Raw genomic sequence first — 22,714 nt, 5'->3', positions numbered from 1 at the left:
TTGGCTTTTCTATTAGTGGCCTAATGAACATATTGTGTCGCAAATTGATATAGATAGCATGAAGAAGATCAACTTTTCGCAACATGTGTTGCCGCATCTGATAGCCGTACTGGTATTTTTGGTAATCACTGTAGCCTTTTTCAACCCGGTCTTTTTCGACAATAAAAACCTGAACCAGAGTGATATTATTCAATGGGAAGCAAGTGCCCAGGAGTTGATAGAACACAGAGAAGCTACTGGCAAAGAAGGCTTATGGACCAATTCTATATTTGGAGGCATGCCTGCTTACCTTATCAGTGTGAAATGGGGCAATCAGCTTATTAAATATGCACATGCTGTTTATTCTGTAGGGCTTCCTCACCCGGTAAGAATAATTTTTGCCAGCATGCTTTCTTTCTACATTATGCTATTGTGTTTTAGAGTTAAACCATATCTGGCACTGATAGGGTCGGTTGCTTTTGGTTTATCTTCTTATAACATTATCGGGCTCACAGCCGGTCATAACGCCCGCATATCGGCTGTTTCGTTTATGCCACTGGTTATGGGAGGAATTCACCTTTGCTTTAACCGCAACAAATGGCTGGGCGCAAGCCTTACAGCCCTTGCTCTGGCAATGCAGCTAAGGGTGAATCACTTACAGATTACTTATTACCTAGCCTTTATAATAGGTATTTATGGTCTAATACAACTCATCTATGCCTACCGGGAAGGGCAGTTGCGCCTTTATGTGCAACGGTTGAGTCTTTTAATTGTAGCCGCGCTAATGGCCATTGGTACTTTCTTTGGTGAGTTTTATGCCACCTATGAATATGGTAAATATTCTAACCGAGGGAAGTCAGAACTTTCTCAGCAGGTGGATGAGGAAATGAATGCCGATGGCCTTTCACCTACATATGCCTTTCAGTATTCCAATGGTATTTGGGATCCTTTCACCCTATTTATCCCTAATGCATTGGGCGGTAATGCCCCTCTTTCTACTGATTCTGAGACTGCCGATTTTTTACGAGCCAATGGAGTAAACAACCTACAATTGGGTCAGTTTTTGAATTATGACCCGCGGTTTAGGGCTTACTGGGGTAGTGAGAGCCCTACTACCTACTATGCCGGAGCCATTATGGTTTTTCTGTTTGTACTGGGCTGCTTTCTTGTAGAGCGTAAGTATGTGGTCTGGTTAGTTTCTGTGGCCATATTAGGCATTCTACTGAGTTATGGACGCAACCTTGGCTGGTTCAACAATTTTATGTTCGAGTATTTTCCCGGTTACAATAAGTTTAGATCGGTCACCTTCACAATGGTGATGCCCATCTTCTCCATTGGCCTGCTGGGAATGATGGCACTTCAAAAGCTGGTGGAGCTTAAATGGGACAAAACCTTGCAAAAGAAACTATGGATAGCGCTTGGCTCTACAGCCGGTTTGGCTCTGCTGCTTGGCCTGAGCACGGGTATGTTTAGCTTTAGAGGTACATATGACTCCCAACTTCCGCAAGAACTTGCTCGGGCATTAAAAAACGACCGTAAAGACCTGTTTTCTGCCGATGCATGGAGAGCTTTTTTCTTCATCGGCATTTTTGCTCTTACCTTCTACCTTTATAAGGTAGGGAAACTTAAAAAGGGGTTGGCCACCTTGCTTCTCGTTGTCATTGGTTCCTCAGAAATATTAATTGTGAGCGCCAGATTCATTGGCAAAGACAACTATAGCACCAACTTCAGAAGCAATGTTTTTGCAGAGACGCCTGCCGACCGTTACATTAAGCAAACCAAAAAGAACGGGGACAGAGTTATAGACCTTTCGGCACAGTTCTACAGTGCAAGAGCTGCCTACCACCATCATCTGGTGAACGGGTACCACGGAGCAAGAATCAGAAGGTATCAGGAGCTAATTGATAATGTAATACTACCAGAATATTCATTGGTTGCTCAAGCCCTTAATGCAGGTAGTATACCGGACTTTAGCCAGACTCCGGTCCTCAACATGCTCAATACACGATTTTTTATTACCGCCCCTCAAGCAGCCGGAGATGTGATTCAAAACCCAAATGCCCTTGGTGCTGCCTGGTTTGTAAAAGAATTAAACTATGTGGAAGATGCCGATGGCGAATTCAATGCCACCCGAAACCTTACCACACCGGCTATTACAGCCATAGTAAATGCAGGGGAGGTGCCTCAGGGGCTCAGTACATCGGCCAACGGCACCATTAATTTGGTAGAATACAAACCGGGTTACTGGAAATATGAAAGCTCCAATACATCCGATGGTTTTGCTGTTTTCTCGGAGGTGCATTACCCCAAGGGCTTCAGAGTAACCATTGATGGCGAAGAAGTAGACATGCTCAGAGCCAATTACATTTTAAGAGCACTGGCCATACCTGCAGGCGATCATACCATTGAGTTCAGCTTTGAACCAAAGATTTATTCTGTAGGGAGTACCGTGATGCAGGTAATGAGCCTAATGGTCTTGTTAGCTTTTGCCGGGAGTGTTTATTTTAGTCTTAGGGAAAATTGAGTACCTCTGACAATTGAGTATAATAATTAATAAGAGATTTAGCTGTACAATCCCAGTTATACTCTGATTCAACAGCTTTCTTACCATTCTCTCCAAACTCTCTGGCCAATGTGGGGTTATTATAAAGTTCTAAAAGGCAGGTTGCTAATTGTTCGTGATTTGCTGCCTCAAATATCAACCCTGCTTTGGCTTTGTTAACTACTGAAACCTGAGCCGGACAATCACTCGCTACTACTGCCCTTTCTCCGGCCATGTATTGAAATAGCTTATTGGCTAGAGTTGTATCGTGGTGAAGGTTTCTATGCAATGGAGAGATGCAAACCTCAGCACCTTTAATATAGGAAGGGAAAAGTGAAACATCCTGCCAGCCTTCAAAAAGCACATGAGCTCCGAGTCCCAAATCCGCCACCAGTTGTTTCAGCTGACTATCCTCGGTGCTTTTACCTACAAGAACCAGCTGAGCCTGTGGAATATACTTCACCACCGTTTGCATTGCCCTTACTGCTGTATCTGTTCCTCTCCGCAAGCCCGTGTCACCCACATAAACAACATCGAAGCCCTTTTTAAACCGCTTTACCACCTTCGTATCAATGGGGTAATTCCAGTAAATTTCGGGCGAAATTGTGTTGGCCACTGCCAAGAACTTGGATCTAGGCTCCTGCGTGTCTCTAACAGCCACATCGATTGCCTCAGGGGTAACCATTACCACCTTATCAGCCCTCCTGATGAGTTCATTCTGAGCGCTTTTCCACAGGTCGATTTTCACCAGATGCTTGGCAGGGAATTTTTGTAAATGCGGGTAGTATTGCATAATCTCGGGTCTGTTCTCGTGCAAATCCAACGTGAGAGGTAGCCTATAATACCGATCATTCACATCCATTACTGCCTTGGCGAGTAACATATCATGCACATGAAGTGCATCTGGTCTGATCTCCTCAATGAACTCCTTAATCGGTTCCCTAAGGCTATTATGAAAGTAACCCCATTCATAAGCCAGAGCCGAGGCCTTATAGAGTAGTTTACCCGCCTTGCATCTGTAAACCTCTATGCCATTGATTGTAACCCTTGAAGGAGAAAGCTTCTTATAATTGAGGGAAAATAAATGAACCTGGTGGCCTGCTTGAATTAATGAATGAGCCTCATTTTCAACTCTCGAATCAGGTGGAAAAGATTGATCCAAAAAAAAGGCAATGCGCATGTGGCAAGATTGATTATCTGTTTAAAATATCAAAGCAAATGCTTTTTTATGCTATGATTTATTAGTTTCGAAGCTTGTCATGCCAATCAGTTTATCGCAGTTCAATAAGGTCAGAGACCTGGTGTACAGCAAGCCATTTGCCAGGAAAAATTATAGTCGAAAGAAAAGCCTTACACTGGGCTATTTTACGTATCGGTTAAGGAGACCCTACTTAAAATACCGGTATAACCTTTATCAAAAAGCACATCCAACAGAACCATGGCTTTGTCCTGATGCCATATTCGCCCTTACTCAATTACTCCAAAATGCCAGCGAGGGATTAGAATATGGCAGTGGTCGAAGTACCACTTTCTTTGCGCCATACTTTGAGTCTTATGTAAGCATTGAACACGAAGAGAAATGGTACAACCTTGTGAAAGAAAAACTGAATACCTTGCCGCAGGTAAAATACTTCCTGATCGAAGCAGAACAAAATGTACCACAGCAACACTTGAGCAGTGAACAACAGGTTTTTATGCCCGTAGAACTCTTTCCGGTGCCTGATTCTTTATTTAAATCATACACTGATTTTATACTTCAGTTCGAGCCGGAAAGCTTTGATTTTGTGCTGGTAGATGGCCGAGCGCGAACAACCTGTGCACTCAATAGTATTGAAAAACTTAAGTCGGGAGGCCTGCTTGTTTTAGATAATTCTGAAAGAGCTAGATACAAAAGGATTCATGAGGCATTGGCAAGTTGGCCAAAAATTGAAACTACAACTGGCCTAACGAATACTACCATCTGGAGAAAACCATAATGGGTATAATCATCAGACAAAGCATACGGTCCTCAATCATCTCCTACTTTGGAGTAGCTATTGGCTATGTAAATATCTTATGGCTATACCCTTATTTTCTAAGCACCGAACAAGTTGGACTGTTTCGACTGATACAAAGTACGGCTTATTTACTGGCTACATTTGGCCAAATGGGCCTGGCCCAGAGCTTCATAAAATTCTACCCTGAGTTTAAACACAAGAAGGGCTACCTTGCCGCTGCCCTCGTTGGTGGAACCATGGGATTCCTCTTACTGTGTGGGTTTACCGGGGTCTTTCAACGGCAAATTGTAAACTACTTTTCCAGGGAATCTCCTCTTTTTGTAGAATATTTCCAGGTGACACTCATTGTATCTTACCTGATTATACTCTTTCAATTGCTAGAAGCTTATTCCAGAAGCCTATTAAAAATAGTTTTTCCAACCCTAATGAAAGACATTGGTCTGAGAGTGCTAACTATGGCTTTTCTGCTGTGCTATGGTTTTGGCTATCTGCGGTTCAACCAACTTGTTTATCTTCTCATAGCCATATATGCAACCGTACTTTTGGGTCTTCTTATTCATTTTGCCAGAAATAGAGAGCTCCATTTTTCGTTAGACTTTGGGTTTCTAAAGCAAGGCCGGTTGAAACGGATTGTACATTATGGCTTATTTTCTCTTATAGGAGCCGGAGGCACTCAAATAATACTTCAAATTGATAGTGTAATGATTAGTGGTAGCCTGGGGCTGGAGGAAACCGGTATTTATACCATAGCTTTCTTTATTGGAATAGTCATTGAAATGCCCAAAAGAGCCATAGCACAACTGAGCTCAGCCTTGCTGGCTCAATCTTTTAATAAGCATGACATGGCTGCGGTAAAAAAACTTTACCAACAAACATCAATCAATCAGTTGTTAATCGGCTCGCTGCTTCTTATTGGCATCTGGGCTAATTTGAGCAATATTTATGCATTCATCCCCAATAACGAGGCCTATCTGACCGGAGTTAATGTAGTGCTCTTTATTGGCTTAGGTAAGCTTTCCGACATGGCTTTTGGCACCAATGGCGAAATCATTGTCATGTCTAAATACTTTCGGTTTAATGTTGTTGCAGTGGCCGTTTTGGCCGTGCTTACTATTCTCTTAAACCTTTGGCTTATTCCACTTTTTGGCATAGAGGGTGCTGCTGTGGCTTCCTTTTTAGCCATGCTCACCTTTAACCTAACCAAGTATATTTTTGTATGGTATAAGTTTGGCATACAGCCTTTCAACTCAAAAACACTGGTGCTGTTGGCCATTGCAGCAGGCGCATTGATTTTAAATAGCTTGGTTGTGCCTTTCAACAATCCTTTATTGGATTTACTGCTTCGCTCTACCATGATTGCTTTCTTTGTGCTTGGCTTGGCTTATTGGCTAAAAGTGTCGGATGAATTTAACAATCTGATCCATCAGGTTTTGGAGAAATTAAATCTGCGTTAACCAAGTGGCAAGTTGCCCAGTGAGCTGGTGCCTGCTATACTGTTCAATATTTTCATAGGTCAAATCCAATTGCTGTTCGTAGGCTGCTTCCAAAAATTCCTTTATGCCAGTATAGTCATCATAATCGAAGCACTTTCCAGCATTACACTCCCTAAGAATAGTCGCCAAATCACTGTGCACATCGCCAATAGCCAAAATGGGCTTCTTTGCTCTCAAATATTCAAAAAGCTTACCCGGAAGTTGCGTTTGGAGCCTTTCCGTTTGAGTTTGAATAAGTATGAGCACATTGCTTTGAGCGTACAAAGAAAAAACCTCCTGATGGGGCACGGAGGGCTCAATGGTAGTACACTTCTTTAAAGCCACATGCTGCTCCACCTCGTTGCGCACTTCATCGCTTAAAATCCCAATTAGTTTAAGTGCCATATCAGCGTGTGTCACTGCCAAAGCATCTATTGCCTTCCATAGGTTTTTCGGATTCCTTTGCCTACTGAGCATTCCAACATGGCTTAGAATAAACTTTTGATCACGATTAAGCTGTTCGGGCATTTCGTCAGCATCGTCATATCCATTAGTAATTACTTTTACCGAACGTGCCCCAAGCCGCTTAAACTCATCTCTTGCACTTTGGCTAGTTACCAACAGTGCGTCAGACACCTTTATAACTTCCTGTTCCAGCTTTTGGTGGCGTTTCCAAAGGGGAGCTGTAATTTTCATTTCCTGAAGAATCTCCCATTGTGTCCATGGATCTCTAAAATCTGCTACCCAGGTAAGCGATGGCACTTTCATCTTTAGTCGTTTACCAATAAGATGCAAACTATGAGGTGGCCCGGTGGTTATCACATGCCTTATATGGTTGGTCTCCAGAATACTCAGTAAATAGTTAGATGCCGGTTTTACCCAAAATATTTTGGGGTCGGGCACAAATAAATTTCCACGAAGCCAAACAGCTAATTGCTTCAGAAGGCTATTGTTGGCGTCTTCCAAAATTTGCCCTTGTTTTAACTCCTTTTGCCCCGATAGTTTCTTGAAAATACTGTATGGTTCCCAAATGGGAAACTTCAGCACTTCCACTTCCGGGTGAATATCATGAACCAACGATTCATCTTTCAGGTCGAAATCAGGGTTTTCCGGAGTAAAAATTATAGGTCTCCATCCATAAGAAGGCAGGTACTTGCTAAACTTGAGCCAACGCTGCACTCCGGCTCCTCCGCTAGGCGGCCAATAATAGGTTACAATAAGAACAGGCTTTAGCTCTTTTGGGGTTAGTTGTTGAGTATTGCCAGAATTAGTGCGCTCCATAGTAGACTTGCAATTAAGAAGAAAAAAATCTTATTTCAGCCATCAATACAGGTCAAACTCAACGAATCTACCATGGGCTTTTTACCACTTTTTGTCGCTTTATTAGGCTTAATATTACTTTACACTCTCTATACATACAATCAAATAAAGCCAAGAAAGGCCAACCTTAACCGGGTTATTGATGCCATGGCAGCCAACAGTCGCGAAAGGAAACAACTGGTTTTACAACACGAACAGAACTACCCCGCTCTGCAAGAGCTTGCCGAAAAGCTTCGAAAAACCTCTACAGACAGGTTTCAGAGTTATAAAAAAGAAGAAGAATTCATCGAAGAATTAGAGCAAGCCACCAAGCAACTCGCCAATGAAGACCTAGCTCATAAATTAAATGCGCTCAATCATAGACAGCAAGAGCTTATTCAAAACCTAAAGTCCAAAGCCAAGGAGTACAACTCTTTCATTGGCAAATCGCCTGCTTCGGCAGTAGCCTCAGCATTCGGTTTCAGACAATTTTAACTGTTCTTTGAGATAAGAGACTACTTCTTCGGCAGAATCAGGTTTAAACCATTGTACTTCTGAATCCCTTCTAAACCACGTAAGCTGCCGTTTGGCATATCTCCTCGAGTTTCTTTTGAGCAACCGAATAGCCTCCTCCCTACTGTATTCTCCCTTTAGGTAAGGAAAAATCTCCTGATACCCCACGGTTTGCAACGCGTTCAGATGCTCCAAAGCCAACAGTTTTTCTGCTTCTTCAAAAAGCCCTTGCTCAATCATGGCATCCATGCGCGCATCAATACGCTCATAGAGTTTTTCTCTTTCCATGTGCAGTCCAATTTTATGAACGCAGAACGGTCGGTGTTTTTTGTTCTGGTTTTTCCTAAAATGAGAAAATGGTCTACCGCTGACGCGTATTACTTCAAGGGCTCTAATAACTCGCTGCGGGTTGTGCAAGTCAACAACAGCTGCATATTCAGGGTCTGTTCTTTTCAGCTCTTCTACCAACGGGCTCAAACCGTTCTCTTCCAGTTCATCATTCAGTTTTTGTCTTACCTCCCCGGGCACTTCGGGAAACTCGTCCAATCCATGGCAAACGGCATTCACAAAAAGTCCCGATCCGCCCACCAATACCAAAACATCATGTTGCCTATGGAGTTGTTCTATTAAGCGCAGAGCGTCCTTTTCGAACTTTCCAACATCGTAAGAATCATGAATAGAATGAGAATTTATAAAATGATGCGATACTCGGCTCAATTCTTGAGCGTTAGGCTTTGCAGTACCAATTTCAAGTTCTCTGTAAAATTGCCTGGAGTCTGCTGATAGTATTTCAGTTTGAAAGTATTCAGCAACTTCTATGGCCAATGCCGTTTTACCTACGGCTGTTGGCCCCACAATACATATTAAGTGCTTTTTTATTGAGCTCATGTTGAATTTACGCACCCAAATATATTATAATTGAAATTGCAGTATGAATAATAGACACAACAGCATTCTGGTCATTGATGACAATGACATTAATAGAAAATATTTAAAATCAGTACTTTCCAACAACAGCCTGGAACCCGTATTAGTAGAAAGCGGGTATAGGGCTCTGGAAGAATTACGATTACGCCAGTTCGATTTGATTTTAGTAGACATTCAGATGCCCGAAATGGATGGTTTTGAGTGCTACAACCGAATTAAAGAAGAATTTGGTTTATATTGCCCTGTTTTAGCAATAACTGCTTTCTCGGATAATGCCGATAAGAAGCAAATCATTGAATTTGGCTTTAACGATTACATTCTGAAACCTGTAAAACCTAACGTATTGGTAGAAACCATTAAATACTGGATTACCAATTTTAGCAAGACCAACGGGGCCAGCCCTTTTCAGGAAGATGAACATGTAGACGAAGAAGTAATTCAGGACCTACTTAGATACACCGATAAAGACTCACTACTCTTATTAATTGATGAATTTGTTGAAGAGACTAAATCAAATCTTCAATCAATTTCATTTTTAAAGAGCAATCATAAGTACACTGAAATTTTGAGTATCTTGCATAATATAAAAGGAAATGCTGGTTCTTTCGGATTCACCACTCTTTCTTCTATGGCCTCTACCATAGAGTCATACATTAAAGAAGAAAAATGGGATAGGGCTGTTTCTATTCTCGATGAATTTTTAGAATATGGCGACTTTCTTTTTAAAGACCATAGAAGACTGTTAAAGATTTATTAGTTATGACTGTTGAATACAAGAAAGTGCTCGTAGCCGAGGACAGTTCTGTTATTCAGAATCTGTTGAAGAAGATTCTGCTTTTTGAGAACTGTAAAATCACCTCTGCCAAGGATGGGCAGGCTGTGTTAGACAAGTTCGAAGCCGAAGACTTCGACTTGGTTATCATGGATGTAAACCTTCCGATTCTCAATGGATTGGAGGCCACCAAGCGAATAAGAGCCGGAAAAACCAAAAAATCTAAAATTCCAATAATTGGAATTTCTGGCAACGCCAAAAACCTGCCGGTTTCGGAGTTTTTTGAGGCCGGAATGAATGAATACATTCAAAAACCACTCGATTATGACAAACTGATTGAGCTGGTTAAAAAATATACTTCCACCAACTAAATGTCTGTAAAGTACACAAAACAATTTCTGGGTAAACTAGAAGACATATTTGCCGAGTCTGACTACGTATTGCGCTACGAAAAAGGCAACTTCAAGTCGGGCTATTGTATTCTAAAAGACACCAAAATTGCCATTGTGAACAAATACTATACTACAGAAGGCAAAATCACCTGCCTTTTGGACATTATTAAATCTATTGAACTAGACCCTAAGCAGCTTAGCGAAAAAAACGTTAAGCTGCTTAACGAACTCTCTCAAACCTCACTAAAGCTGTGAAAGTAACTGTTCTTGGATCAGGAACTTCGCAAGGTGTGCCGGTAATTGGCTGCCAGTGCCCGGTTTGTCAATCTCTTGACTTTCGAGATAAAAGACTCCGCTCTTCTGTTCATATAGAAGTAGCGGGCAAAAGCATTGTAATTGATTCCGGCCCAGACTTCCGTCAGCAAATGCTCCGAGAACGCATCAGCCAACTAGATGCCCTACTGTTTACTCACGAACACAAAGACCATACGGCCGGCATGGACGATATTCGTTCGTTTAATTTTCTGCAAGAAAAAGACATGCCCGTTTATGCCGCCCCGAGAGTAATAGAGCAATTAAAACGTGAGTTTGCTTATGTATTTTCTGAAAAGAAATATCCCGGTGTGCCCATGGTAGAGGTAAATGAGTTAGACGGTGAACCTTTTGAAGTAGAAGGGATACAGGTTATACCTATTGAGGTACTACACTACAAATTGCCAGTATATGGCTTTCGTATAGGAGACTTCACCTATATAACCGATGCCAAAACCATTAGTGAAGAGTCTTTGGAAAAAGCTCGCGGCTCAAAAATTCTGATGATCAATGCATTGCAGCAAACCGAACACTTGAGCCACCTCACACTGAACGAAGCCATAGACATGGCTCAAAAAATTGGAGCAGACGCCACCTATTTTACTCACTTAAGCCACAAAATGGGCAGTCACAAAACCATAGAAGCGCAACTGCCCAACAATATTTATATTGCCTATGATGGTCTTCAGCTATCGCTCTAAGACCAACTATTTTGCCACGTTTATTTTAAGCGTATTTGTTCTTCCAAATTCATGAATTGGCATACTGGCTGTGGTGATAAACACATCGCCCGACTTCAGCTTGCCTGCCTCTTTTAGTATCTCCTCCTGATCTTCGAATGTCTGGTCTGTAGAATGACGTTTGTCATAAAAAAATCCTTCTACTCCCCAAACCAAGCCCAGTTTGGTTAGCAACCCTTTGTTGGCGGTGAATATGAATATCTTAGAATAAGGTCTGTGCGAAGCCATTTTAAAGGCGGTATAGCCCGAAACAGTGTTGCCTATAATGGCTTTTGCCCTTACCTGTTCGCAAAGCTTACAGGCCGCAAGCATCACATTGTCGTTAATAAAGGTGTCGCTATCTTCCTGAGGGTTGTAGAAGTGATCATATACTTTGGCCGAACTTTCTACCGAAGCAATGGTTCTAGCCATATACTGAACCGTTTCTACAGGATATTTTCCGGCCGCTGTTTCGGCAGATAGCATCATTGCATCGGCACCATCCAACACCGCATTGGCCACATCGTTTGTCTCTGCCCGGGTTGGCCTCGGATTAGAGATCATGCTTTCCATCATCTGCGTAGCAATAATTACAGGCTTAGCGGCTTTGTTGCATTTATCGACAATCATTTTCTGAGCCATGGGTACCTCTTCCATCACTATTTCTACCCCAAGGTCTCCCCTGGCCACCATTAGAGCATCAGAGGCGGCAATAATATCATCTATGTTTTTTAGAGCCTCGGGCTTCTCAATTTTAGCCACTACCCTAATATCCTTACCCGATTGTTCAATTTGCTTCTTTAGGTCCAGAATGTCCTTGGCCGTTCTAACAAAAGAAAGAGCAATCCAGTCAACCCCCTGATCGATTCCAAACGCAAGATCTTCCTTATCTTTCTCTGTAAGAGCCGGGGCCGAAACATCCGTAAAAGGAAGATTAATTCCCTTCCTGGACTTCAAAGAACCACCGTATTTAACCTCACAGATTACGTCTTTACCTTTAATATCCTTTACAAAAAGTTCGAGATTACCATCATCAATAAGCACCATATCGCCCTTTTTCACATCTTTAGGCAAATCGGTGTAAGAGGTACTCACACGCTTAGAGTTACCCAAAAGACTTTCGGTAGTAATGGTCAGTTCCTGGCCGGGTTCAATAAACACTTCTCCATCTTCAACCTTTTCTACCCTGATTTTTGGTCCTTGCAAATCCTGAAGAATAGAAACATGAGTCCCCAGCTCTTCATTTACCTCTCTTATTCTCTGAATTACCTGAGCATGTGTGGCGTGTTCACCGTGAGAAAAGTTCAGTCTGAAAACGTTTACACCAGCCTTTACAAGTTCGGTTAATACCTCTTTAGACTGGCTGGCAGGCCCTACAGTGGCCACAATTTTTGCTCTTTTAGAATAAATAGTCTGACCCATATTAAAAGATAAGGTTATCCTTAGATTTTAGTGATTGAATATCGATTTTGGTTGTAAACTGCACGAAAGGTATTCGTTTGACTTCGCTAATAAAAGTATTCTCATCGAAAGTGCTGGATTCGTTTTCCAAAAGGACCAGATAGTCGAAATTTTTCAATTCAGGCAGCAAATAGGCATTATAAGCTCCATCAGTATCTTCGGCTCTATTTCTGATTAATCGAACCGTCTGAAACTCTGACCGATCCAGAAAATTCTGAATGGAAAGACTCTTCTGTTCATTGAAACCTATTTCTATGTTTTCTGCTTTTACCAGGTTGAGCTTCAAATCTTTATTGAGGCACCACGCGAGCTTGTATGGTTTCACGTTAGCATTGAGGGCTAAAAGAAGAAAGTCGAAATCATAAATAACCTGAAGCTTATTTTTAGCCATACGATGCAAAATTAGGCCTTTTGAAGGGCTCGGACAAGATTAAAAATTTTGTTTGACATTCGGGGAGAATTGCATTTCTTTGCATCGAGTTTTAACTAAATTTTAACCAAAATGTCAGAAATCGCATCAAAAGTTAAGGGTATTATTATTGATAAATTAGGTGTTGAAGATTCTGAAGTAACACCAGAAGCCAGCTTCACCAACGATCTTGGAGCTGATTCCCTTGACACTGTGGAATTGATCATGGAGTTTGAGAAGGAGTTCAACATTTCAATTCCTGATGACCAGGCTGAAAACATCGCTACTGTTGGCGATGCCATCTCTTATTTGGAAGCAAACGTTCAGCAATAATTTCTCACTTACGACTCTAGTATGCAATTAAAACGAGTTGTAGTAACCGGACTAGGCGCACTTACACCACTAGGTAATAATCTCAATGCATATTGGGACAATCTTATTAAGGGTGTAAGTGGGGCTGGACCGATCACCAAGTTCGATCCCGAAAAATTCAAAACCAAGTTTGCCTGCGAGGTAAAGGGATACGATCCTAACGAGCATTTTGATAGAAAAGAAGCTCGTAAGATGGATTTATTTACCCAATACGCCTTAGTAACAGCCGAGGAGGCTATGCAAGACGCAGGTATTGACCTGGAATCAATCGATAAGCTAAAGGCCGGTGTTATCTGGGGTTCAGGTATTGGCGGTCTTAGAACTTTTCAGGAAGAAGTGGCCTCTTTCGCCCAAGGCGATGGAACTCCACGATTCAACCCATTCTTCATTCCTAAGATGATTGCAGACATTTCTGCAGGAATGATTTCTATCAAATACGGATTCAATGGCCCCAACTTTGTCACTGTTTCGGCCTGTGCCTCCGCTACCAACGCCATGATAGACGCCATGACCTACATTAAGTTAGGTAAGGCCAATATTATGATTACAGGTGGCTCAGAAGCATCGGTAACCGAAGCAGGAATGGGTGGGTTTAACGCCATGAAAGCCCTGTCTGAGAGAAATGATTCTCCGGAAACGGCTTCAAGGCCCTTCGATAAAGATAGAGATGGGTTTGTTTTAGGCGAAGGTGCAGGAGCTCTCATTCTGGAAGAATACGAGCATGCCAAAGCACGCGGTGCTAAAATATACGCTGAAGTAGTTGGTGGCGGTATGTCGGCCGATGCCTATCACATTACAGCCCCTCACCCGGAAGGGTTAGGTGCCTACAATGTGATGATCAACGCATTGGAAGACGCCCACATGAAACCGGAAGAGATTGATTATATCAACGTTCATGGTACTTCTACACCACTTGGCGATATTTCAGAGGCGGCTGCCATTGAAAAAGTATTTGGCGAACATGCCTACAAACTGAATATCAGTTCTACCAAATCCATGACAGGACACCTGTTAGGTGCTGCCGGAGCTATTGAGGCCATTGCCAGTGTAATGGCCATTAAGCACCAGATTGCCCCTCCCACCATTAACCACTTTACAGACGATGATCAATTTGACCCTCGTTTGAACTTTACCTTTAACAAGGCCCAGGAGAGAACAATCAATGCTGCACTTAGCAACACCTTTGGTTTTGGAGGACACAATACCTCAGTGATTTTCCGTAAAATTGACTAATTGTGCGGTTGATAGTAAACCGTGTAACGTCTCTTTTCAAATCATATTCTAAAGAAGAAAAAGCGCTTATTGCCTCTATCAAAATGATAACAGGCAGTAAGCCTTTTAATTTAAAACCCTACCAAATAGCCACGCAACACACCTCAGTGGCTAAAGCACTCAAAAAGGGTTTCAAAGAATCGAACGAACGTTTAGAATACCTCGGAGACTCTGTGCTAGGCATGGTGGTGGCCGAGTACCTCTTCAAACGCTTTCCGTTCAAAGACGAAGGCTTTCTTACAGAACTCCGCTCGCGTATTGTAAGCCGAGAAAGTCTCAACAATGTGGCAAGAACCATAGGCGTACCGCAAATTGTGCGCTTCGACCGAAAGCGCAAAACACCCAATTCCCACAAGTCGCTTTATGGTAACACATTAGAAGCGCTCATCGGAGCCATTTATCTGGACAAAGGCTTTAGACACAGCCGAAAATTCATTCTTAAAAAATTGCTTCTGCCCCATTTCGATCTGGAAGAAATCATTAATACCACCAAGAACTATAAAAGCAAACTGATCGAGTGGTCGCAAAAACACTCCAAGTCGCCTACCTTTGAGCATATTGATACCATAGATAAAGGCCATTACAAGGAATTCATTATTGAAGTAAAAGTAGATGACGAACCGATAGCCAAAGGACATGGTTTAAGCAAGAAGAAGGCCGAGCAAGATGCAGCCCGCGAGGCTTGTATTATTCTAGAACTAGAACAATGAGAACATATCGCATAGGTGGAGCCACTATAAACCAGACCCCACTCGACTGGAAAGGTAACCTTGAACGCATTAAAAAGGTGTTGGTTGAGGCCCGAAAAAATGGCGTAGAAATACTTTGTCTTCCCGAATTGTGCATTACCGGCTACGGATGTGAGGATTTGTTTCTAAGTCAATGGCTCCCCGAAAAGGCTTTGAGCCTCATCCCTCAGTTGGTTGCCGAAACGGAAGGGCTACTCACTACCCTTACCCTCCCCCTTCGCCACAAAGGATTGCTCTACAACTGCGCCATTGTGGTTAAGAACAAACAAATACTGGGTATATATGCTAAGCAATACATGGCACTAGATGGTGTACACTACGAACCCCGCTGGTTTAACCCATGGCCCATTGGCTTGGTAGAAGACTTTGAAATTGACGGAGAAACATACCCAATTGGCGACCTTACCTTCGATGTAGATGATTGGAAGGTAGGCTTCGAGATTTGCGAAGACGCATGGCGCGGACCCGTGAGACCTGCCTGCAGACTCAAAGAACGCGGAGTTAACCTTATTCTTAACCCTAGCGCCAGTCATTTTGCCATGCAAAAAACACTGGACCGCATTAAGCTTGTTGAAAACTCCAGCTTAGACTTTAATTGCACCTATGTATATGCCAATCTGCTGGGCAATGAGGCCGGACGCATGATTTACGATGGGGAAATTATGGTTGCCCAGCGAGGAAAAATACTGCTCAGAAACCAACTGCTCAGTTTCCGGGCATTTGAGCTATGCTATGGCGATTTCAAAGCCGATCAATCGACCCAAGAGAACAACGAAGCCGTTGCCCCGGTACTTTCCAAACAAGAGGAATTTCCCAGGGCCTGCGCACTGGCCCTTTTCGACTATATGAGAAAAAGCCGCACTAAAGGATACACCCTTTCGCTAAGTGGTGGAGCCGACTCAGCCACTTGTGCCATTATGGTGGCCGAAATGGTAAAAAGAGGTATTGAGCAGCTGGGAAAAGAGTCTTTTTGCTCAGCCATAGGCTTCGATGAGCTGGCTGAAAAACCCGAAAAGGAAATAGTCTACACTATCTTCAATACGGCCTACCAAGGCACTGTCAATTCCTCAGAGGCTACTTTAAATGCTGCTAAATATTTGGCAGATTCAATTGGTGCAAGATTTTTCAGTTGGACAATCGACTCTTCCGTTGAAGCTTACACTTCAATTATTGAAACGGCACTCAACAGAAAATTAAGTTGGGAGCAAGACGACCTGGCCTTGCAGAATATTCAGGCACGCTCGAGAAGCCCCATTATATGGATGCTCACCAACATTACCAATACCTTATTGCTCACTACCTCGAACCGTAGCGAGGGCGATGTAGGTTATGCCACTATGGACGGAGACACCAGCGGTAGTCTGGCCCCTATTTCTTCAGTTGACAAGCACTTTATCAGGCAATGGCTTATTTATGCCCAGAAGGAAATGGGTTATGAAGGTTTAAGGTTCATCAACCAACTTCCTCCCACTGCAGAACTAAGACCACAAGACCAGAAGCAAACAGATGAAGACGATTTGATGCCTTACCATATAATGGTTGAAATAGAAAAGCTAGCTATTAGGGACCACAAATCTCCTTTAGAGGTTTTTACTGAATTGAAAGCTGCAGATCTTGAGCCGGAAGATTTGCTGAGGCAACACGTGAGGAAATTCTTTCGGCTTTGGAGCCGCAATCAGTGGAAACGGGAGCGCTTAGCACCAGCCTTTCATCTCGATGAGTTCAACGTAGACCCCAGAACTTGGTGTCGTTTCCCTATTCTCTCGGCTGGTTTTGAGGAAGAATTAGCCTTATTATAAAGCTTAACAATTAGTTTTTTCGGTTTCACGGCTATTCAATCGGATTGCTTTCAGCAATTCGTATATCTTTGCTTTATGCACCAATTAACAGTTCTATCTTACTTTGTATGGGATCCAATGCGGGAGATTATCAAGGGTATTCAGCCCCCCGTATGGTATAGTGTACTTTTTGCTGCCGGTTTCATATTCGGCTACCAAATAATGGTCTACATTTTTAAGAAGGAGGGCAAAAACCCACTCAATGTAGATACACTTTCTGTTCATATGATTGTGGCAACCATTGTGGGCGCAAGATTAGGACACCTCATATTCTATGAACCAGAACGATTCCTGGCAGATCCCCTTGTATTTTTCAGAACCTGGGAGGGTGGTTTGGCAAGCCATGGCGCAGCCATATGCATACCCATTGCCTTATACCTCTATAGTAACTATGTGGTTAAGGTGGTAAAACCCAGACCATGGCCTTTAAAATTCATTAAACAAAAACGAGAGGGACAAAGCTATTTGTGGATTATAGACCGAATAGTGATTACCGTAGCCCTGGCCGGAGCCTTTATTCGCTTTGGTAACTTTGTAAATTCAGAAATTATAGGAAAGCCCTCAGAATCGGACTACGGGGTGGTGTTTGGTCGCGTAGCCGAAGAGGCTCTGGAAAAGGCTCCTTTAGGTATTGAAAGTGCTGAAGCTTCAAAAGGCAGTACGACCGAAAGGCGTGCTCCAGGTATTGTTCCGGTAGACCTCAGGTTAGTATTTGAAAACAGGCAACTATCAGAAGCTCAAGCACGAAAAATCATTGAAGATGATGTACGATTGATACTTCTGGGAAACCAATCGGTACAGGAGCATTATGCCCAACCCAACGAACCACTCGATTATGAAATTAACATTGTAGACCGTAAGGTGGAGGCCATAGTGCACACCTGGGGTATTGCAAGATATCCCGCACAGTTGTACGAATCGGCCACCTGTGTACTCCTTTTCCTTATTTTGCTAGGCATTTGGTTTAAATGGAAGTCGAAAACTCCTGAAGGCTTACTGTTCGGTATTTTCCTCATCTGGATATTTGGCCTTCGCTGGTTCCACGAACTATTTAAGGAAAACCAGGTTCCTTTTGAAAATGACATGACCTACAACATGGGGCAACTGCTCAGTATTCCTTTGGTACTTGTAGGGGTAATTATGCTGATAAGAGTCATAGTATTATCTAAGAAATCTTAAATCGGGAGTGTTCATAAAGTTATTCAGGCTGTGGTTGATTGTGGGGTGCATTTTATGTATTAAGTCCGGCACCTACGGACAAACTTTGCCTGATATTGACACCGCCTCGGTGGTCAAGATTGGTAAGATTTACGTTACAGGAAACAAGCGTACCCTGGAAAGCATCATTTTGCGGGAGCTTAGTTTTGCTGAGGGAGACCAAATTAAAGTAAGCGATCTAGCCGATAAAATAGTGCTGGACCAACAAAAGCTCATTAATACACGCTTATTTGTGACGGCCGAAATTGTGCCGCTTTTTCTTTCCTCCACCCAGTGCGAAGTACTCATTAGGCTACAAGAGCGATGGTACGTTTTTCCGGTTCCCATATTTAAGCTGGCCGACAGAAACTTTACGGAGTGGTGGGTGAATCAGAACAGAGATTTCTCCAGGGTAAACTATGGCATGCAACTATACCACCTTAACTTTTCTGGTCGAAACGACAGGTTGGTTGTCCGCACCCAGTTTGGCTTTACCAAACGCTACAGTTTTCAATATTCGGTGCCATATATAAACCGTGCTCAAACAGCAGGGCTTACCCTTTCTACTTCGTTCGATACCAATAAAACAGTGAGCTACGCCTCCGATGGTCACCTGCAACAGTTTGTGCAGAGCGAAGACGTAATTCGCAGAATATTCAGTACAACAGGAGCCATAACCTTTCGCCCCTCATTCTATAACCGGCATTCGTTCATTCTTAATTATAACAGAGGCTCCATTGCCGATACTGTTTTCCGTCTCAATAGTGAATACTTTCAGGCCAACACCCAGTTGCAACAGTACTTTGCTTTTGGGTATTCCTTTGTTCACGACCGCAGAGACTATGTTGCATACCCACTAACCGGTACAGAATTTACCTTCAACTTCAATCAGTTTGGCCTGGGAATATTCGATGACATAAACATGACCAGCACCCGGCTGGGCTATGGCACTTTCTCCCAGTTGAGCAAAAAACTCTACCTCGCCAACAGAGTAGATATTTACAAAAACTTCTCCGATGAAATTCCCTATCTGATTCGGGCTGGTTTTGGTTATAACCCCGATTTCATCAGGGGCTATGAGCGCTACGTTATTGAAAGTGATTTTTTGGCTTCATACCGTACGGCTTTGCGCTACGAGGTGCTTAAAGGAGTTAAGCAAATCAACCCTAGAAGTATGATCGACCAATTTAGAACATTACCTTATGCTTTCTACTTAAAGGTGTTTTTGGATACCGGCTATGCCGGAGATTCACTGGCTTCTAACATCAACAACTTCTACAACAACCAGTGGATTGGTAGTGTAGGTGTGGGTCTGGATATTGTCACCTACTACGATTTTGTGGTTCGACTGGAGTATAGCATTAACCGTGAAGGAAGCACGGGCTTCTTCTTCAATTTCAGATCGGCACTTTAGATTATTTTCCCCATCTAAACCCCTAATTTCCTATATTCGGAAGTGCGAAGCGTAACACTCACTTTTTTTCTATTTATTCAACTAATCTTTGTGGCGAACGCACAATTGGCTGGTGTTCCTCCCAAAGGCCCTGTTTCTCTGGCTCTTGGTGGAGTATCTGCTTCTACGGCCAATGAATGGTCGGTTTTCAATAATCCTGCCGGGCTTATTGCTAATGAAGGCATTAATGCAGCTTTTAGCTATCAAACCATTTTCAACTTTGCCCCCTTTAATACGGTCATGGCCGCTGTGAACCATGAGACCAACTGGGGAACTGCCTCCTTTGGAGTATATCGCTTTGGAGACGAGCTTTTTAGCAACCAAATGGCCAGCCTTGGTTTTGCCCGAAAAATTGGCATTATGAGTCTTGGAGCTAAAACCAGCGTATTACAATACCATATCGATGGTTTTGGCAAAAGGGCCACTTTTATTGGCGAAATGGGCGTATTAGCTGAGTTCACGGAGCAGTTACATTTTGGTGCCCACGTATATAACTTCACCCAATCGGTAATTGCCGAAGAAAGTGGCGAACGCGTGCCAACTATCATTCGCTTGTCGCTCAAATATCAACCCGATGAGGCCTTGGCTATTTATATGGAGGGCGATAAGAATGTAGAAGACAAACCGGACCTACGCCTGGGCATAGCCTATGGTCTTATGGAAAACCTTGAGTTGAGAACAGGTTTTTCTACCCAAACCAATCGGCACTCTTTTGGGGCAGGCCTTACACTCAAGAAATTTAAGATTAATTATGCCGTCCGCTCTAACCGCGGCACAGGCGCTACGCATAATTTTGGGCTCGGCTACCAAATTAAGCAACCATGAAAAAGTGGGTGCTTCCGGCTTTGATTTTGCTGCTCGTAATCAGCCATTTTCCACTAAGGGCCCAAATACGGGAAAATTTTGATTTACAGCTTTTTATTGAATCACTCTTCAATACTCAAGAAGAATCGCTGAACTATGAAGACCTGTACGAGCGTCTTCTACTGCTTTACGAAACACCGGTAAACATCAACACAGCCTCCATCGAGGACCTCAGAGGCTTGTACATACTTTCTGACCCACAAATAGATTCGCTGAAAGCCTACATTGCTCGCAATGGCAAACTGCTCACCGAATATGAGCTTCAACTAGTACCAGAGTTCGACCTGGCCACTATAGAGAAAATTCTACCATTTATTACCATAAATGCACAAGACCTAACTACCGACAACCGGCCTCTCTGGCAACGTATTTTGAGCGAAAGAAACCACTACTTCATTTACCGTTATGAGCAAACCTTAGAGAAAAAAAGAGGCTTTGATCCTCCGGAATCTCCCACCGATACGCGCTATGCAGGTAGTAGAGGTAAACAATACCTTCGGTATCGGGTAGCAAAACCGGGAGATTTTAGCTTTGGCTTTACTACCGAAAAAGATCCGGGCGAAGCCATTGTTTGGGATCCTGACAGCAAGCGCTATGGCATGGACTTTTGGTCTGCACATGCCATGCTTGAGAATAATAACCAATGGAAAAAGGTAATAGTGGGAGACTACCAGTTGCAATTTGGGCAAGGGCTCATATTTGGAGCAGGTTTTGCCATTGGAAAAGGCTCCGAAACCATCAATACGCTGGAAAGGGTAAACCTCGGCATTCGGCCTTATACTTCCGTGTTAGAAGGTGGCTTTTTGCGAGGGGTTGCGGCTACATATTCGCTCTCCGAGAAGGTAGCCCTAACCGCTTTTTTCTCACGCTTAAAACAAGATGCCGCATTGCAAGAAGATGAAGAAACCTTTGAGCAATATTTTTCATCCATTCAAACCTCGGGGTTCCACCGCACTCCATCAGAAATTGATAATAAAAAACAAATTACCGAAACAGTGGCCGGGGCAAACCTTCATTTCAAAGTGAATGGAAGAACTCAGCTGGGCTTTGTTATCAGCAACAACAACTTTAACATCCCTATACAGCGTAGCAATCAGGGCTACAATCTATTTGAGTTTTCGGGCCAAAGCAATAGCAACGGCAGTGTTTATGCCAACTTCAACATCAACAAATTCAGGTTTTTTGGTGAAGCAGGTGTTTCCAAAAGTGGAGGAAAAGGCGGAGTGTTAGGGCTCACCACCACCCTATCTCCCAGGGTAGACTTTGCTCTGTTATGGCGCAACTACAGTCGGGATTTTCATGCCCTTAGGGGAGCTTCATTTGCAGAAGGAAGCCGCAACATTAATGAAAGCGGTATTTATTGGGGACTTAAATACACCCTGAACCGATCGCTCTTTGTAACGGCCTACTACGATTCTTTTCAGTTTCCTTGGCTCAGATACCGGGTAAATGCCCCTTCGGAAGGCAACGACTACCTACTACGAGTCAACTACTTACCCAACTCAAAAGTCCATTCTTATATTCAATACAGAAAAAAGACCCGCGAAGAAAACGCCACAGAAACAGATACCGGCAACACCATAATAAGACCCGGAGTCAGGCAGCAGGTTTTGGTCAACTTTGACTATCGGCTGGCTCCCGGCCTTTCACTAAAATCGAGAGTTCAATACAGCCATTTTCAGCTATATACAGAAAAGAATGATGGATATGCCTTTATACAAGATGCGGTGTATTATTTCGGTAAACTTATTCTTAGTGGCCGCATAGCACTATTCGATACTGAGGGAGCAAACAACAGGCAATATGCCTATGAGAGAGATGTATTGTATTCTTTTTCAATTCCTGCCTATAGTGGTGAAGGCGTTAGAAACTACATTCTCATTCAATACAAAGCGAGTAGAAAGTTAGACCTGTGGGCCAGATGGGCAAGAACGCGCTATTACGATAGAAAAACCATAGGAAGCGGACTCGAAACCATTGAAGGCAATCAGCGCACCGATGTAAAGTTTCAGATTCGCTACAAGCTCAGGTAAAGGCAGGCAATTACCCGCCCCTGTTATTACATTAGATATCACATATAACCTTACTAGTTAAGGTCTTAGCAAGAGTAATACTTGTCTATAATTTTTTTCTAAAATTATAATCGATCCATTCAACCCATTTGATTTGTTGGGC

Annotated in this window: 21 protein-coding genes; 16 read left to right on the top strand and 5 right to left on the bottom strand. The window is 42.9% G+C overall.

Annotation, left to right across the window (positions count from 1 at the left end; all coding sequences use genetic code 11):
- Positions 1–58: 58 nt before the first annotated feature.
- On the top strand, positions 59–2,503 hold the full coding sequence (locus tag IE164_RS07265; protein WP_189629556.1) for a YfhO family protein: 2,445 nt from the start codon (positions 59–61) through the stop codon (positions 2,501–2,503).
- Here IE164_RS07265 and IE164_RS07260 read toward each other — a convergent pair.
- Positions 2,490–3,701 carry a glycosyltransferase family 4 protein gene (locus IE164_RS07260; RefSeq protein WP_189629555.1) on the bottom strand — a complete coding sequence of 404 codons (1,212 nt, stop codon included), beginning with the start codon at positions 3,699–3,701 and terminating at the stop codon, positions 2,490–2,492. The genes IE164_RS07265 and IE164_RS07260 overlap by 14 nt on opposite strands.
- Before the next feature lie 79 nt (positions 3,702–3,780).
- On the opposite strand from IE164_RS07260, the gene IE164_RS07255 reads away from it, so the two are divergent.
- Both IE164_RS07255 and IE164_RS07250 read left to right on the top strand, forming a co-directional pair.
- Positions 3,781–4,497, top strand: a complete 717-nt coding sequence (locus tag IE164_RS07255) for an O-methyltransferase (protein ID WP_189629554.1) — start codon at positions 3,781–3,783, stop codon at positions 4,495–4,497.
- On the top strand, positions 4,497–5,972 hold the full coding sequence (locus IE164_RS07250) for an oligosaccharide flippase family protein (protein WP_189629553.1): 1,476 nt from the start codon (positions 4,497–4,499) through the stop codon (positions 5,970–5,972). The genes IE164_RS07255 and IE164_RS07250 overlap by 1 nt, the downstream gene beginning before the upstream one ends.
- Here the strand turns inward: IE164_RS07250 and IE164_RS07245 are convergent.
- Positions 5,958–7,271 (bottom strand): glycosyltransferase family 4 protein, encoded by a 1,314-nt coding sequence (locus IE164_RS07245; protein WP_189629552.1) that lies wholly within the window; start codon positions 7,269–7,271, stop codon positions 5,958–5,960. The genes IE164_RS07250 and IE164_RS07245 overlap by 15 nt on opposite strands.
- A 72-nt stretch (positions 7,272–7,343) precedes the next feature.
- Here IE164_RS07245 and IE164_RS07240 point away from each other — a divergent pair, with 72 nt between their 5' ends.
- Complete coding sequence (locus IE164_RS07240; protein ID WP_189629551.1) at positions 7,344–7,784, top strand: hypothetical protein; 441 nt, start codon at positions 7,344–7,346, stop codon at positions 7,782–7,784.
- Here IE164_RS07240 and miaA read toward each other — a convergent pair.
- A complete protein-coding gene (gene miaA, locus IE164_RS07235; RefSeq protein WP_189629550.1) occupies positions 7,758–8,690 on the bottom strand; it encodes a tRNA (adenosine(37)-N6)-dimethylallyltransferase MiaA in 933 nt (310 codons plus the stop codon). The two genes, IE164_RS07240 and miaA, sit on opposite strands and share 27 nt — an antisense overlap.
- A gap of 43 nt (positions 8,691–8,733) precedes the next feature.
- Here miaA and IE164_RS07230 point away from each other — a divergent pair, with 43 nt between their 5' ends.
- Genes IE164_RS07230 through IE164_RS07215 form a run of 4 tightly spaced genes read left to right on the top strand, consistent with a single transcriptional unit; the run spans position 8,734 to position 10,906 of the window.
- Positions 8,734–9,486, top strand: coding sequence for an Hpt domain-containing response regulator (locus IE164_RS07230; RefSeq protein ID WP_189629549.1), 753 nt, complete (start codon positions 8,734–8,736; stop codon positions 9,484–9,486).
- Between the two features lie 2 nt (positions 9,487–9,488).
- Complete coding sequence (locus IE164_RS07225; protein WP_189629548.1) at positions 9,489–9,872, top strand: response regulator; 384 nt, start codon at positions 9,489–9,491, stop codon at positions 9,870–9,872.
- Complete coding sequence (locus tag IE164_RS07220; RefSeq protein WP_189629547.1) at positions 9,873–10,148, top strand: hypothetical protein; 276 nt, start codon at positions 9,873–9,875, stop codon at positions 10,146–10,148. It abuts the gene before it with no gap.
- Positions 10,145–10,906, top strand: coding sequence for an MBL fold metallo-hydrolase (locus IE164_RS07215; RefSeq protein ID WP_189629546.1), 762 nt, complete (start codon positions 10,145–10,147; stop codon positions 10,904–10,906). The genes IE164_RS07220 and IE164_RS07215 overlap by 4 nt, the downstream gene beginning before the upstream one ends.
- A gap of 6 nt (positions 10,907–10,912) precedes the next feature.
- Here the strand turns inward: IE164_RS07215 and pyk are convergent, their stop codons facing one another.
- Together pyk and IE164_RS07205 are read right to left on the bottom strand one after the other, a co-directional pair.
- On the bottom strand, positions 10,913–12,346 hold the full coding sequence (gene pyk / locus IE164_RS07210; protein WP_189629545.1) for a pyruvate kinase: 1,434 nt from the start codon (positions 12,344–12,346) through the stop codon (positions 10,913–10,915).
- Position 12,347: 1 nt separating this feature from the next.
- Positions 12,348–12,776 carry an IPExxxVDY family protein gene (locus IE164_RS07205; protein ID WP_189629544.1) on the bottom strand — a complete coding sequence of 143 codons (429 nt, stop codon included), beginning with the start codon at positions 12,774–12,776 and terminating at the stop codon, positions 12,348–12,350.
- Positions 12,777–12,887: 111 nt separating this feature from the next.
- Between IE164_RS07205 and IE164_RS07200 the strand changes: the two genes are divergently transcribed.
- From IE164_RS07200 to IE164_RS07165, 8 genes are all read left to right on the top strand, one after another.
- Complete coding sequence (locus IE164_RS07200; protein ID WP_068224820.1) at positions 12,888–13,127, top strand: acyl carrier protein; 240 nt, start codon at positions 12,888–12,890, stop codon at positions 13,125–13,127.
- Positions 13,128–13,148: 21 nt separating this feature from the next.
- The gene (gene fabF, locus IE164_RS07195) at positions 13,149–14,399 is read left to right on the top strand and encodes a beta-ketoacyl-ACP synthase II (protein WP_189629543.1); all 1,251 of its coding nucleotides are present in this window, start codon (positions 13,149–13,151) and stop codon (positions 14,397–14,399) included.
- A gap of 2 nt (positions 14,400–14,401) precedes the next feature.
- Positions 14,402–15,148, top strand: a complete 747-nt coding sequence (gene rnc / locus IE164_RS07190; protein ID WP_229838573.1) for a ribonuclease III — start codon at positions 14,402–14,404, stop codon at positions 15,146–15,148.
- Positions 15,145–16,986, top strand: coding sequence for an NAD(+) synthase (gene nadE, locus IE164_RS07185; RefSeq protein WP_189629542.1), 1,842 nt, complete (start codon positions 15,145–15,147; stop codon positions 16,984–16,986). The genes rnc and nadE overlap by 4 nt, the downstream gene beginning before the upstream one ends.
- Before the next feature lie 75 nt (positions 16,987–17,061).
- Positions 17,062–18,204: a prolipoprotein diacylglyceryl transferase gene (locus IE164_RS07180; protein ID WP_229838572.1), complete on the top strand. Its 1,143-nt coding sequence runs from the start codon at positions 17,062–17,064 to the stop codon at positions 18,202–18,204.
- 7 nt (positions 18,205–18,211) lie between these two features.
- Positions 18,212–19,636, top strand: coding sequence for a BamA/TamA family outer membrane protein (locus IE164_RS07175; protein ID WP_189629540.1), 1,425 nt, complete (start codon positions 18,212–18,214; stop codon positions 19,634–19,636).
- A 90-nt stretch (positions 19,637–19,726) separates the two neighbouring features.
- Complete coding sequence (locus IE164_RS07170; protein WP_189629539.1) at positions 19,727–20,500, top strand: PorV/PorQ family protein; 774 nt, start codon at positions 19,727–19,729, stop codon at positions 20,498–20,500.
- Positions 20,497–22,572: a ComEA family DNA-binding protein gene (locus IE164_RS07165; RefSeq protein ID WP_189629538.1), complete on the top strand. Its 2,076-nt coding sequence runs from the start codon at positions 20,497–20,499 to the stop codon at positions 22,570–22,572. The genes IE164_RS07170 and IE164_RS07165 overlap by 4 nt, the downstream gene beginning before the upstream one ends.
- The last annotated feature ends 142 nt before the right edge of the window (positions 22,573–22,714 follow it).

This window comes from Roseivirga thermotolerans, assembly GCF_014653175.1.
Lineage (GTDB): Bacteria > Bacteroidota > Bacteroidia > Cytophagales > Cyclobacteriaceae > Roseivirga > Roseivirga thermotolerans.
This window is presented reverse-complemented; position numbering and strand designations above follow the sequence as displayed.

Bases quoted from the DNA above. Each gene is read 5' to 3' on its own strand.
- IE164_RS07245 (WP_189629552.1), bottom strand. From the start codon at position 7,271: ATGGAGCGCACTAATTCTGGCAATACTCAACAACTAACCCCAAAAGAG.
- IE164_RS07205 (WP_189629544.1), bottom strand. From the start codon at position 12,776: ATGGCTAAAAATAAGCTTCAGGTTATTTATGATTTCGACTTTCTTCTT.
- IE164_RS07180 (WP_229838572.1), top strand. From the start codon at position 17,062: ATGCACCAATTAACAGTTCTATCTTACTTTGTATGGGATCCAATGCGG.
- IE164_RS07200 (WP_068224820.1), top strand. From the start codon at position 12,888: ATGTCAGAAATCGCATCAAAAGTTAAGGGTATTATTATTGATAAATTA.
- miaA (WP_189629550.1), bottom strand. From the start codon at position 8,690: ATGAGCTCAATAAAAAAGCACTTAATATGTATTGTGGGGCCAACAGCC.
- IE164_RS07165 (WP_189629538.1), top strand. From the start codon at position 20,497: ATGAAAAAGTGGGTGCTTCCGGCTTTGATTTTGCTGCTCGTAATCAGC.
- IE164_RS07225 (WP_189629548.1), top strand. From the start codon at position 9,489: ATGACTGTTGAATACAAGAAAGTGCTCGTAGCCGAGGACAGTTCTGTT.
- IE164_RS07240 (WP_189629551.1), top strand. From the start codon at position 7,344: ATGGGCTTTTTACCACTTTTTGTCGCTTTATTAGGCTTAATATTACTT.
- IE164_RS07265 (WP_189629556.1), top strand. From the start codon at position 59: ATGAAGAAGATCAACTTTTCGCAACATGTGTTGCCGCATCTGATAGCC.
- fabF (WP_189629543.1), top strand. From the start codon at position 13,149: ATGCAATTAAAACGAGTTGTAGTAACCGGACTAGGCGCACTTACACCA.
- IE164_RS07255 (WP_189629554.1), top strand. From the start codon at position 3,781: ATGCCAATCAGTTTATCGCAGTTCAATAAGGTCAGAGACCTGGTGTAC.
- IE164_RS07230 (WP_189629549.1), top strand. From the start codon at position 8,734: ATGAATAATAGACACAACAGCATTCTGGTCATTGATGACAATGACATT.
- IE164_RS07250 (WP_189629553.1), top strand. From the start codon at position 4,497: ATGGGTATAATCATCAGACAAAGCATACGGTCCTCAATCATCTCCTAC.
- IE164_RS07260 (WP_189629555.1), bottom strand. From the start codon at position 3,701: ATGCGCATTGCCTTTTTTTTGGATCAATCTTTTCCACCTGATTCGAGA.
- nadE (WP_189629542.1), top strand. From the start codon at position 15,145: ATGAGAACATATCGCATAGGTGGAGCCACTATAAACCAGACCCCACTC.
- pyk (WP_189629545.1), bottom strand. From the start codon at position 12,346: ATGGGTCAGACTATTTATTCTAAAAGAGCAAAAATTGTGGCCACTGTA.
- IE164_RS07220 (WP_189629547.1), top strand. From the start codon at position 9,873: ATGTCTGTAAAGTACACAAAACAATTTCTGGGTAAACTAGAAGACATA.